This window comes from Pseudomonas sp. SC3(2021), assembly GCF_019856535.1.
In the GTDB taxonomy this organism is placed as follows: domain Bacteria; phylum Pseudomonadota; class Gammaproteobacteria; order Pseudomonadales; family Pseudomonadaceae; genus Aquipseudomonas; species Aquipseudomonas monsensis.
The window spans coordinates 3815930-3828196 of sequence record NZ_CP082236.1 but is presented as its reverse complement, the minus strand read 5'-3'; the positions used below and the strand labels follow the sequence as shown (position 1 = coordinate 3828196).

13 protein-coding genes are annotated in these 12267 nt (G+C 58.9%); 5 read left to right on the top strand and 8 right to left on the bottom strand.

Features of this window, described 5'->3' with window-relative positions; genetic code table 11:
• Positions 1-14: 14 nt before the first annotated feature.
• The 3 genes from K5Y35_RS17115 to K5Y35_RS17105 are packed head-to-tail and all read right to left on the bottom strand — an operon-like array spanning position 15 to position 3837.
• Positions 15-1097, bottom strand: coding sequence for a glycosyltransferase family 4 protein (locus tag K5Y35_RS17115; protein WP_123461984.1), 1083 nt, complete (start codon positions 1095-1097; stop codon positions 15-17).
• Positions 1098-1128: 31 nt separating this feature from the next.
• Positions 1129-3357 carry a polysaccharide biosynthesis tyrosine autokinase gene (locus K5Y35_RS17110; protein ID WP_222832414.1) on the bottom strand — a complete coding sequence of 743 codons (2229 nt, stop codon included), beginning with the start codon at positions 3355-3357 and terminating at the stop codon, positions 1129-1131.
• A gap of 39 nt (positions 3358-3396) precedes the next feature.
• Entirely contained in the window at positions 3397-3837 is a 441-nt protein-coding gene (locus K5Y35_RS17105) for a low molecular weight protein-tyrosine-phosphatase (protein ID WP_123461980.1), read from the bottom strand.
• Positions 3838-4127: 290 nt separating this feature from the next.
• On the opposite strand from K5Y35_RS17105, the gene K5Y35_RS17100 reads away from it, so the two are divergent.
• Together K5Y35_RS17100 and tal are read left to right on the top strand one after the other, a co-directional pair.
• A complete protein-coding gene (locus tag K5Y35_RS17100; RefSeq protein ID WP_222832413.1) occupies positions 4128-5078 on the top strand; it encodes a glycosyl hydrolase family 5 in 951 nt (316 codons plus the stop codon).
• 208 nt (positions 5079-5286) lie between these two features.
• Positions 5287-6213 (top strand): transaldolase, encoded by a 927-nt coding sequence (gene tal / locus K5Y35_RS17095; protein WP_222832412.1) that lies wholly within the window; start codon positions 5287-5289, stop codon positions 6211-6213.
• 202 nt (positions 6214-6415) lie between these two features.
• Here tal and rssC read toward each other — a convergent pair whose 3' ends face one another.
• Positions 6416-6898, bottom strand: coding sequence for an anti-sigma factor antagonist RssC (gene rssC / locus K5Y35_RS17090; protein ID WP_042560140.1), 483 nt, complete (start codon positions 6896-6898; stop codon positions 6416-6418).
• Positions 6898-8079: a two-component system response regulator RssB gene (gene rssB, locus K5Y35_RS17085; RefSeq protein ID WP_123462941.1), complete on the bottom strand. Its 1182-nt coding sequence runs from the start codon at positions 8077-8079 to the stop codon at positions 6898-6900. Before rssB ends, rssC begins: the two co-directional genes overlap by 1 nt.
• Before the next feature lie 274 nt (positions 8080-8353).
• Between rssB and K5Y35_RS17080 the strand changes: the two genes are divergently transcribed.
• Positions 8354-8653: a PilZ domain-containing protein gene (locus K5Y35_RS17080; RefSeq protein WP_123461974.1), complete on the top strand. Its 300-nt coding sequence runs from the start codon at positions 8354-8356 to the stop codon at positions 8651-8653.
• Positions 8654-8706: 53 nt separating this feature from the next.
• On the opposite strand, the gene K5Y35_RS17075 is transcribed toward K5Y35_RS17080, so the two are convergent.
• Positions 8707-9396 (bottom strand): VacJ family lipoprotein, encoded by a 690-nt coding sequence (locus tag K5Y35_RS17075; protein ID WP_222832411.1) that lies wholly within the window; start codon positions 9394-9396, stop codon positions 8707-8709.
• A 197-nt stretch (positions 9397-9593) separates the two neighbouring features.
• Between K5Y35_RS17075 and K5Y35_RS17070 the strand changes: the two genes are divergently transcribed.
• Positions 9594-10214, top strand: a complete 621-nt coding sequence (locus K5Y35_RS17070; RefSeq protein WP_186748630.1) for an HAD family phosphatase — start codon at positions 9594-9596, stop codon at positions 10212-10214.
• Between the two features lie 109 nt (positions 10215-10323).
• On the top strand, positions 10324-10587 hold the full coding sequence (locus tag K5Y35_RS17065) for a DUF4404 family protein (RefSeq protein WP_222832410.1): 264 nt from the start codon (positions 10324-10326) through the stop codon (positions 10585-10587).
• Positions 10588-10693: 106 nt separating this feature from the next.
• Here the strand turns inward: K5Y35_RS17065 and queF are convergent, their stop codons facing one another.
• Together queF and K5Y35_RS17055 are read right to left on the bottom strand one after the other, a co-directional pair.
• Positions 10694-11524, bottom strand: a complete 831-nt coding sequence (gene queF, locus K5Y35_RS17060; RefSeq protein ID WP_222832409.1) for an NADPH-dependent 7-cyano-7-deazaguanine reductase QueF — start codon at positions 11522-11524, stop codon at positions 10694-10696.
• Between the two features lie 61 nt (positions 11525-11585).
• Positions 11586-12119, bottom strand: a complete 534-nt coding sequence (locus K5Y35_RS17055) for a plastocyanin/azurin family copper-binding protein (protein ID WP_123461963.1) — start codon at positions 12117-12119, stop codon at positions 11586-11588.
• Between the last annotated feature and the right edge of the window lie 148 nt (positions 12120-12267).

Here is a 12267-nt window from a genome sequence, read left to right as displayed (position 1 = left end):
AAGCTGAGTTCTACTTAATAAGTGGGAGCGCAATACAGGTCGTAGGTCTGGCGGATCATCAACGCGGCGCTGAAACGCTCGCGGACAATGCTGCGACCTTCGTTGCCAAGGTCGAGCAAGCGCGGCTTCTGGATTTTCGCCAGCACGTCGGCCAGCGCCTGGTGATCACCGGAGGGAAAGACGTAACCGGACACCTCGTCGGTGACCAGTTCCGGCAGCGAGGTGCAGTTGCTGGCGATCACCGGCAGCCCCATGGCCATGCCTTCCAGCGGCACCATGGCAAAGCCTTCCCAGCGACTCGGGACAATCAGCGCATCGGCCTTCTGGTACAGCGCGTGCACTTCCGTTGGCGTGACCCACGGCAGGTATTCCACGGCGTCCATCGGCGGACACTCGACGGAGTCTTCGTTGACCGCACTGCCGACCACCGTCAGTTTCAAGTCGTTGCGCTGCACCTTGGCAAAGGCCTTGAGCAGTACGTCGAAACCTTTCTGGTAATCGAGACGGCCGACAAACAGCAGATGAATCGGCTCGGGGCTTTGGGCTTTCGGCGCCTCGTCGCGCTGATGAATGCCGTTGTAGATCAGCTTCATGCGCTTGCGCTCGATGCCGAATCGCGCCGCTTTATCGAGCTCGTACTGGCTGACGCAAATAATCACGTCGGTGACCTTCTGCAGCACCCGCTCGATCCACGCATACACCTTCTGCTTGGTTGGCGAGCTTTCCATCAGGAACGAAAAGGCGTGCGGGCAGTAGACGATTTTCGGCTTGCGCCACGGTCGCAACAGTACGCACACGACGCGGCCGATCACCCCGGAAAAGGTGCTGTGCAAATGCACCACGTCGGGTTTTTCCTTGAGCATCACCTGGCTCAGGCGCCAGGCGAAACGCAGCAGCGAGGGCACGTTGCGCCCGCTGCGAGCGAAAGTGCGGATCTGATGCGGCGCGATGCCGTGCAGTTCCTTTTCCTGATCCTGGGGCACCAGGTAAACCAGCTCGTAGCGCGCCGCGTCGCCTTCGGGCGAAACCGAAATGGTGCGGATCACCGTCGCGACGCCACCTTTGATCGTCTCAGCCACGTGCAGTATTTTTTTCACAACTCACCCACTTCAAACATGTAAGGACCATTCAGGATTTGTCGGACGCGTATTCGTAGTTGTAGTAGCCGTAGCCGCCGTTGCCGTAGTAGCTGGCCGCGCGCTTCTCGACGCCGTTGAACACCGCACCTTTCAACTCGATGCCGTTCTGCGCGAAGCGGCGGATGGTCAGTTCGATTTCCTTGGCCGGGTTCACCCCGAAGCGCGTCACGATCAGGCTGATCCCGGCCTCACGACCGACAATCGCCGCATCGGTCACCGCCAGCAGCGGTGGCGTGTCGATGATCACCACGTCATACAGCTCGCTGAGTTGCGCCAGCAGCTCACGGAAGTTGGCGTGCATCAGCAGCTCGGACGGGTTGGGCGGCACCTGGCCGCGACTGATGAAGTGCAGGTCCGCGCCTTCGATTTTGTTGATCGCCTGCTCGATGCTGCAGCGCTTGACCAGCAGGTCCGACAAACCGTTGACGATCGGCGTGTTGAGGGTTTTATGCAGATGGCCCTTGCGCATGTCGGCATCGACCAGCACCACGCGCTGACCGCTCTGAGCCATGACGGCGGCAAGGTTGGAGGAGACGAAGGTCTTGCCGACCTGCGGACTCGGCCCGGAAATCATGATGCGGTTATTGGTCGAGTCCAGCCCGGCAAAGTGCAGGCAGGTGCGCAGGCTGCGGATCGACTCGATCGACAGGTCCGTCGGATTGCGCAGGGCCAACAGGTAGGCCGGCTTGTCGACGCCATCGCGGGCGCGCCCCTTTTTGCCATCCTCTTCCTGCTGCAAGGTGCTGTAGGGAATCGAGGCGTACACCGGCAAGCCGAGTTGCTCGATGGCTTCCGGGCCTTCCAGGCCACGGCTCAGGGATTTGCGCAGCAACACCAGCGCCACACCGACGAACGCGCCGAGCAACGTGGCAATCAACACGATCAGCGCCTTCTTCGGTTTGACCGGGCTGCTCAGGTCGACATCCGCCGTGTCCACCAGCCGCACATTGCCCACCGCACCGGCGCGGACGATGTCCAGTTCCTGGGACTTGTTCAGCAGTTGTGTGTAGATCTGCGACGCCACTTCGACATCGCGGGTCAGGTTGAGCAATTCCTGTTGCGTGGCCGGCAAGTCCTGGACTTTGCCTGCCAGCGACTTCTGTTGCTGGGTCAATTCGCCGATCTGGCTCATCAACGCGCGATAGGCCGGGTGCTGGCTGGTGAACTTGCGATCCATCTCCGCCTGCTGCATTTTCAGCTCGGAGATCCGTGTTTCCAGCGCCACCGACTGGCCCAGTACCGATTGGGTTTCGAGGGAAATGTTCACGGTCTTGCCGTGGGTCTGGTAGGCGTTCAGCGCATCGCTGGCCTTGGCCAGATCACGCTTGACCTGAGGCAACTGGCTTTGCAGGAAGGCCAGGCTCTGCGCAGCTTCCGCCGAAGTGCGACGCACGTTCTGATCCACGTACAGCGCGGCAATCTTGTTGAGGATCTTCACCGCTTCAGCGGCATCGGCGCTGGCCAGCGCCAGACGAATGATCCCCGACTCTTTGCCTTGTTCGGAAATATCCAGAGCGTCCTGATACCCCTGAATGGTCACGATCCGTGGATTGCGCACCACTTCGAAGCGAGTGCCGGGGTTCGCCGCCAACTGGGCGACCAGCACTTCCACGCCGTCCTGGGCAAAGACTTCACCCGTGACGCCCTCTGCCAGCAGGTTGTCGTTGTCGTCGAGCAACTGGAAGTGCTGCTGTTCGCCGGCGATCAGCGTAAGTTTTTTCCCCAGCAGTTCTTTGGGCAGGTTGAGCCGGGTGATCTCCAGACGCTCGCCGCCCCAGGCATAGCTGTTCAGGCCGAAACGCGGCGGCGCCACGCTGGTTTCGGTTTCGCCGCGATAACGCCGGGCGAAAAACCCACCGATCATCGGGAACGTATTGGGCGTGACGTCGATGTCCAGACGCAGGTCATCGACGGTTTTGCCGATCACCGCGCGGGACTTGATGATGCCGATTTCGGTCACCGACGGCGATTGGCCGCCGAGCATACTGTTGAGATCGGAAAAGCCGAGCATGTCGTTCTTTTTCGGCTCCACCTGTACCAGCGCGTTCGCCAGATACACCGGTGTGGCGAGAACCGCATAGGCAACGCCAGCGGCCATGAAGGCACCGGTGAATGCGCCGATCAGCCACTTCTGGTCAATCAGACTGCCGAATATGCCGAGCAGATCAATACTGTCTTGATCGTTGTCACGGGTGCCGATTACTGACGGTAACTGCATAAGTCTGTTCTTACCATTCACTGTTCTGAAGAATATTGATCAATGCCCGAGGCGCTGCGCCCATGAACTAACGGCATCTTCAATCAATGCATGTGCATGAACAAAAGCGGCCTTGCCTTGACGATACGGGTCTTGTATTTCACGCTCGCTCTGCCACTTGCCGAGCAGAAACACTTTGCCTCTGGCGTGAGAGGCAATCTTCAGGACTTGATTTACATGCTGTTTTTCCATGACCAGAATCAGGTCCGACTCATTGACGATATCGGCGGTCAATTGCCGCGCCCTGAAACCCTCGGCGCTGTGGCCGCGGTCTTCCAGGACCTGGCGCGCCGACGCCTCCATGCCTTCGCCAACTCGCGCCGCGAGGCCTGCAGAGGTCACCGAGATGGTTGATGCGGTCAGCGCGTTACGCAACAGAAGTTCTGCAGTCGGACTTCGGCAAATATTGCCAACGCACACAACCAGGATATTTCTGAACAAGGTTTACTTTCCTGTGTAATATCATTCTGCCAACACTCAGAAAAAATCTTAATGAACCCACTAGATCATCCTGCACTCAGAAACAGATTCGCCCTGTTAGTACCAGCGTATTAAGTACCACAGCGCCAAAAGTCGCCCAAACGGAATTACCGGACTAAAAATAACTGTGATTTTCAGACTCTGGCTTCCTGACAAAAACTAACATTCGCGCACTTAGTGCGATTGTCAGTTTCGAATCGGTTATCACTGGAAACTTTTCGCCGTTGTCACTTCTCACCCGGAGAACCGACATGAAAACAGCACCTCTGAAACCACTCGGCGCCCTGACCCTGTTGCTGCTGGCAGCAACCGGCCAGAGTCACGCCAATGAACTGTTCCCGGCACTGCCTGCCAATAAAACCATCGGTGTTCAGGTGAAGGTCCAGACCTTCTCCGCCGCCGACGCCGAAAAGGTCAAAAGCACCGGCTTCAGTTTCGTACGCTTTGGCGTGTGGACTGACAGCCTGGGCAGCGCGGCCTATCAAAAGCAGATCAGCGACGCATTCGCTGTGGCCCGTGCCGCTGGCCTGCCGGTGCTGATGACCTTGCGCGCGACCAAGCCGTTGCCGGCCAATGATCTGACGAACGCCGGCGTCGCGTACGCCAACGCGCTGACCAGCCTGGCAACGACCTACGGCTCGCAACTGGTGGCGATCGAGTTATGGAACGAGCCGGATCTGAACACTTACTGGCCGACCGGGAATTTCGATACGACGTTCGTGCCGTTCATGAGAGCCGCGTGCAAGACGCTGCAGGACAAACCTCAGGCCACCCCGGTGATCGGCTTCGGTTTCGCCCGACCACCCACCGCCGGCTCGGCGTCCACGGTGGCGCTCAACCGCATCGTCAGCGAATACCCAAAATGCCTCAGCGCGATTTCCTATCATCCGTATGGCATGACCGGCACGCAGATCAGCAATGCCCAAGCGTTTATCCAGCAGAACTTCCATCTGCCGGGGGTGATCAGCGAATGGGGTATCTCGGCGCTCGCGTCCAACGGGGGTATGGAGGGTCAGGCCAGTAAAATCAGTGCCTTCGTCGCCGATATCAAAACCCGCAACATTGCACTGACGTCGATCTACGAATGGAAAAACAGCGACACCGGCAGCAATGATCGCGAGAAGAATTTCGGTCTTCTGACTGCCGACGGCCAGCCGAAACCGGCGGAAACCGCAGTCAGAACCCAGTTGAGCCAGCATTAGCCCTGACCCTGAGTGCTCAACCGGCGTTAGCTGTCAGTTGCTTTGAACCTGTGACCGGTTTTGGCATCGTATTGATCACTACCGCGCCCCGCCCATCAAGTAACCCTTCTCAGGTTGTTGCCAGCGGGGCCGCCGATACGCCCGGATACCCTTGAGTGACTGTCAGCGCTCGGGTAATGTCGTCAAACCCACAGGACAGAGCACACACATGACTTCCAAGCTGGAACAACTCAAACAGATGACCACCGTGGTTGCCGACACCGGCGACTTCGAAGCGATTGCCCGGGTCAAGCCGGTCGACGCCACCACCAACCCTTCCCTGCTGCTCAAAGCCGCGGCCATTCCGGCTTACGCCGAACTGCTGAACGCCTGCGTCAGCGACTGCAAGGGCGATGTCGGCCTGGCTAGCGACCGTTTCGGCGTCGCGGTGGGCCAGGAAATCCTCAAAGTGATTCCGGGGCGTATTTCCACTGAAGTGGATGCGCGCCTGTCGTTCGACCAGGACGCCGTTCTGAAACGCGCACACCGCCTGATCGAGCTATACGACAAGGCCGGTATCGGCCGTGACCGCGTGCTGATCAAGATCGCCTCGACCTGGGAAGGCATCCGCGCGGCGGAGATCCTCGAGAAGGAAGGCATCCAGACCAACCTGACCCTGCTGTTCTCCTTCGCCCAGGCCGCCGCGTGCGCCGACGCCGGGGTGTTCCTGATCTCGCCGTTCGTGGGCCGCATCTACGACTGGTACAAGAAGGCCAACGGCAACGACTACACCGGCGCCGATGATCCGGGCGTACAGTCGGTGACGCGCATCTACAACTACTACAAGGCCAATGACTACAAGACCGTGGTCATGGGCGCGAGCTTCCGCAACCTCAGCCAGATCGAGCAACTGGCCGGTTGCGACCGCCTGACCATCAGCCCGGACCTGATCGACAAGCTGGCGGCAGACAACGGCAAACTGGAGCGCAAACTCGCCCCGGGCCACACCGGTGAAGCACGCCTGAGCCTCAATGAAGCGCAGTTCCGCTGGTTGTCGAACGAAGATGCGATGGCGACCGAGAAACTGGCTGAGGGCATTCGTCAGTTTGCCCGTGATCAGGAGAAGCTTGAGGCGCTGTTGCAGGCCAAGCTGTGATCTGAGCTGGTGAAATGCAAAAAGGGCGAACCTGTGAGGGTTCGCCCTTTTTTATTCAGTCCGCCATGGAAAATGTATCGTCTGATCTAACGCCTTCGCGAGCAAGCTAGCTCCCACAAGGGGATTGGTGATCGACGCTGATCCAGTGTGGGAGCGAGCTTGCTCGCGAAGAGGCCGGCCCAGACAACATCACTTCATCAGATCAGTGTCTTTCCAGGGCATTGACCAGGTCATGAAACGCTTCCCGGTTGGAGTCGTTCAGCCCCATGAGGATCTTGTGCGCTTCCAGCACCTTGATCCGCACCACTTCTTCCGACTGATCCTGATCCGGCAGGTCGTCCAGGCACTCCGGGCAAGGCACCGGGTGGTTGACGATGTTGAACACCTGCTCGAAGCCCATCGACTGCAACAGACGGGTGATGTCATCGTGGGTGGTGACGACAGTCGGCAACAGGCCGACCTTCTGCCGCGACAGAATCGACAGCTTGGCCAGCAGGCCCAGCGTGGTGCTGTCGATGCTGCGGGTTTCGGTCAAATCGATCACGATCGCGTTGAAATTCAACGCGGTGAAGATTTTCTCAATAGTCGCATCCAACGCCGAACACAGGGTCAGGCGAACTTCACCGACGAACTTCAGGACGAAGGTGCCGTCCTGCTCGGCGAACTGGATTCTACCGGTACTCATTAAAGATTCCTGCTCAACACCAACAGGGCGATATCATCCGGCATCTCCCCTAGCGTGGCCAATCCAAATACTTGCCGCAGACCATCCAGGCTGCCGCCCGCCGACTTCACCCGCTGGGGCAAAGCAGCTTCTTTTTCCTTGAGCGTTGGTTCTGGCAACAGATCCAGAATGCCATCAGACATCAGCGTCAGGCTGAACGTCGGCGGCAGCTCAAGCACGTGATCTTCGTAGGTGGCCTCATTGAAGAGCCCCACCGGCAGACCGCGCCCCTCCAGGTAACGAACACTGTCAGGCGTGTACAACACAGGCAACGGCAGATGGCCGCCGATGCTATAGGTCAACAAACCGGTCTCCTCGTCGATGACTCCACCGACCATTGTGACGTGTTTGCCCAGCTTACAACTGATCAGCCCCCGGTTGATATGACCAAGGACCTCCGAAGGCTTGAATTCCGGCAAGGTGCCGTTGCGCTTGGATTCGAACAGCAAGCGCGTGGTCATGAACTTCAGCAGCACGGTGACGAAGGCTGAAGAAGCGCCGTGACCCGATACGTCCGCCAGGTAAAACGCCACCCGGCGCTCGTCAACTCGGAAATAGTCGACAAAATCACCCGACAGGTACAGCGACGGGATGATCTGGTGCGCAAAGTTGAACTCGTCGATGCTCCACGGGCTTTCCGGCAGCATGTTCATCTGCACCTGGCGACCGGCGTTCTGGTCTTCCTGGAGCAGGTTCAGGCTGGCTTCGAGCTCGCGGTTGGCCTTTTCCAGCTTCTCGCGATAGCGCTGGTTTTCCAGCAGCAGACGCGCACGGTCCAGGGCCCGGCGCACGGAGTGCTCGAGCACGGCCAGATCTTCGAGAGGCTTGATCAGGTAATCCGCCGCGCCCAGGCGCAGCGCCTCGACCGCGTCGTTCATCACGCCGGCGCCCGAAACCACGATCACCGGCGTCTGCGGTGATCGCTCGGTAACCTGACGGATAAGTTCGAGACCGCCCATCTGCGGCATGCGCAGATCGCAGATGACCAAGTCGGGCTTTTCTTGCTCGAATACCTGAAGACCCTGTTGGCCATTGCTGGCCTGCAGGACGCTGAAACCACTGTCTTCCAAATAGGCCGCGAGACTCGCGCGCACTACCTCGTCATCATCGATTATCAGCAGCGTGGCACTGGTTTTTGGCATGTGGGCAAACGGCGCCAGAATTAGGTTGGCGTAGTGGGCAGGCATCGGGCCCTGCGCAGACTACTGGATTCGCTTTCTAGCCTCTCTGCTGCACCGCTTTCGAGCATTGGCTCTGCACACGGTTGCACCAGAGGTGCCCTTCTAAGGCGCAGACGGTACTCCCATCCGCAGAGCGTTTCAAGCATGCGCCGATGGTCGCTTGACGACTTTACTTGTCAAATCACCGAGAGTTATAAGAACAGCTCAAACCGTAACCCAATGGAAGGACGAACCTATGAGTCAAACCAGTCGGGACTACAGCGAAAAGCGCGATTTCATCCGCATGCGGGTCGATGCCGATGTCGTGCTGATTCATGAAGGTGATCAGATCAGCGCGGTGTGCATCGACCTCTCCAGCAGCGGCATGCAGGTTGAAGCGCCGCGGCAGTTCGCAGTCGGCGACCGCTTGCGCGTGCGCATAGATTCCGACCATGCGGCACTCAGCGGCCTGGAAGCCGAGACTGAGGTGGTCTGGGTCAAGGCTCAGGACGGCGATAGCCAGAAGCTCGGGCTGAGCATCCTGAAGATGAAATAACTACACACAAAAAAGGCGACCCTGAGGTCGCCTTTCTGTTTTACCGGTCGAAATTAAAAATCGTCTACGACCTTGCCATCTTTCACTTTGAACTCGCGATTCTGCAAGTAAGCGTTGCGGATGAAGGTGTACTTGTCGCCGCTGATCAGCTTCTCGCTCGACAACAGGCTGGCGCGGGTGTCGACGATGTTCAGGCCGAACACCGAGTTACGCACAGGCACGTCGTTGATGTAGCGGTACGGGCCGGTGTAGCTGTCGACGTACCTGGAAGGTGCGTCACGCAGTGTGCTCGGGCCAAGCAACGGCAGCATCACGTACGGACCACTGCTGACACCCCAGTAGCCGAGGGTCTGGCCGAAGTCTTCATCGCTGCGGTTGAGACCCATCTTGGTGCCGACGTCGAAGAAACCGAGCAGGCCGAAGGTGGTGTTGAAAATGATCCGCGCGGTGTCGACACCGGCGGCGGCAGGTTTGGCCTGCAGAATGTTGTTCGCCAGGTTAGTGACGTCACCGACGTTGCGGAACATGTTGTGGATGCCGTCTTCAAGGAACTGCGGCGTGACAAACTCATAGCCTTGGGCCAAAGGCTTCAGTGCATAGGTGTCGACGAAGTCGTTGAACTGGAAGATCGGACGGTTGACGCTCTCCCAAGGGTCTTCTTCCGTTGCGGCCTGAGTGGCGAACGGAGCCAGCAACAGGCCGGCATATACACAAAGCTGAGCGAGCGGATTGCTCCAGCGCATAGAAAACTCCTTGGATTTGTACTGTCGCGGGCGTCGGAGCCCGGGCATTAAGGCCGTTAGTATAAGCGTAAAAGGCTGTTTGGGCAGTCCGCCAATTGTGCAAACTTGTAGGAACATTCCCACGCTGCCCTTCACGCACCCGTCACGCAACTGTCACCTACAGTCTCTAGCCTTATCGCTATTTCAGGGACGTTGCCATGTCACATGCCGAAACCTTGCCCTTCGCCGAGCCCGGTCTGACCGCCGTCCTGTTCGGTCTCAGCGGTTGCCTGGTGGATTTCGGTGCCCGCGCGCAACAACACAGCGGCGTCCTGCCCGAACACGTCGAAGCCACACCCGGTGCGCTCGACAGCCTGCACAGTTTGCAGCGCCAACAGATTCCCTGTGCGTGGCTCGATGAACTGCCCCCTGCCCTCACTCAAGCGCTGGCGGCTGCGCTGCCGGCCTGGATCAAACCTGCACAACACTCGGCAACCCTCAATCCGTGGCCGTCGCCCAACGCTTGCTGGCAAGCGCTGATGGAGCTGAACGTCGCCAGCCTGGACGGCTGCGTGCTGGTCAGCGGCGAACCGCGCCTGCTGCAAGCGGGCCTGAATGCCGGATTGTGGACGATTGGCCTGGCCTCCTGCGGCTCACTGTGCGGCCTGGCGCCGAGCGAATGGCAGGCGCTGACGCAGAAAGAACGCGAACAACGGCGCGGCAAAGCGACCGTGCAACTGTTCAGCCTCGGGGTGCATTCGGTGATTGATCATCTAGGTGAGCTCGACACCTGCCTGGCAGACATCCGCCTGCGTCGCCTCAAAGGTGAAAAGCCCTGATCGGGATCATGCAGGTTCGACGCGAGTGGATTAATCTAAAGGTCAGCCATAGACCTTTGGCGCGCGGCTGCGGTCAATGCCAGTGCCTCTAGATAAAAGGAACCACGTCATGCCCGCTCAAGAACTGCAGAAACAACTCGATACCCTGCGCGAGCAACTGGAGCAGAATCCACCGCTGTCCGAAGCAGAGCGTGAAGATCTGCATGCACTGATGGCGCAGATCGAATCGGAAATCAAACTGGAGAGCGCCACGCAGGACGCCAGCATCGCCGATGGCGTGAACCTGGCGGTGGAACGCTTTGAAGTGGAACACCCGACTATTGCCGGCACCCTGCGCAATATCGTCAATGCGCTGGGCAGCATGGGCATCTGATCACCCTCCCACTGCAATGCAAAAAGCCCTGCCATCACCGGCAGGGCTTTTTCATTTTCGTGATTTGAAACGTTTTCCCATGCAGGGGTGAGCCTACAGAGATTGTTTATTGACGGACCAGACGGTGGTTCGGCAGTTGTACAGATTCAGTACTGCGATACGGGTTGATATCCAGACCGCCGCGACGCACGTAACGTGCAAATACCGTGAGTTTCTCCGGCTTCAGCAGGCGCTGCAGGTCGAGGAAAATCCGCTCCACGCACTGTTCGTGGAAGTCCGAATGCTGGCGGAAGCTGACGATGTACTCCAGCAGACTGGCGTGATCCAGTGCCGCACCGCGATATTGCACCACCACGCTGCCCCAATCCGGCTGGCTGGTGACCGGGCAGTTGGATTTGAGCAGATGGCTGTGCACGCTTTCTTCGACAATCCGCGAATCATCGCAACGCAGCAGTTCCGGACGCGGATGCTCGTAGTTGCTGACGCTGATGTCGAGGTCGTCGATGCACACGCCGGGCAACGCCACGACACCTTCCGCTTCGACCTCCTTCAGACTGCGCACCCGCACGCCTACCGGTTTGCCGGCAGCCGCCGACAGGTCCTTGACCAGTGTTGCTTCGAGCGCGGCGATGTCGGCGAACGGCGTCTGGTTCAGCGAGTTCAGATACAGCTTGAACGACTTCGACTCGATGATGTTCGGCGAATCGGCCGGAATGCTGAACTCACCGATCGCCACCACCGGTTTGCCCGACGGCAGCAACCACGACAGTTCGAAGCAGTTCCAGAAATCCACACCTTCATACGGCAGGGTATCGGCGGTCAGGCCCAGTTCGGCCCACTTCGCGGTGCGCGGGATCGGGAACAACAGGGACGGCGTGTACGTGGCGATGTATTCGCTGGATTTGCCCAGCGGCGAATGTTCGGCTGCGGGATGCATGGCGGAAACCTGACTGAAGAATCAGCGGATTCTACCAGCCTTTGCGCCCGCCTTTGAGTGCTTACTGACTGACCGTCAGTTTGCCGACCATGCCGGCCTGGTAATGACCGGGAATATTGCAGGCAAATTCCAGGCTGGTAGCCTTGCTGAAGGTCCAGGTCAGTTCCGCGGTTGTACCCGGTTCGACCAGCACACTGTTCGGGTCGTCGTGCTTCATGCCGTGGCCCATCGCGGCGTGATCCATGCCCGCCATATCGTGGGACATGTGCTTCATGCCGGTCGGCGTAAGCATGCCGCTTTGCTGCATCTGCAGCATTTCCTGCTGGTGCCTGGCGTGCATCGCCGCGTCACCCAGGTTGAATTCATGCAGTAACTGGCCTTTATTCACTAGCACAAAACGAACGGTCTCACCGGCCTTGACCTGAATCGCCTTGGGATCGAACGACATATCGCCCATCACCACCTCGATGCTGCGGGTGGCCTTGGCGGCAGGTGCCGGTTGACCGAAGTCATAGGTGTGCGCTGGCGCGGCCCACACCGGCGCGCTCAACGCCAACAAACAGGCGCTCAGCGCCAGGGATTTGCGCAAAAACATGGTCGTACTCCAACAAGATAAGGTTCAGCCTGTGGGAAACTTTAGCCGGCCTGCGCTGGCATCTACCTGACAGGCAGATTACAACTTTGTCAGGTTGGCGCGTGCTGCCGTTGCGCACGGTATAAAGCCTTCGTATCTATCACCCCGA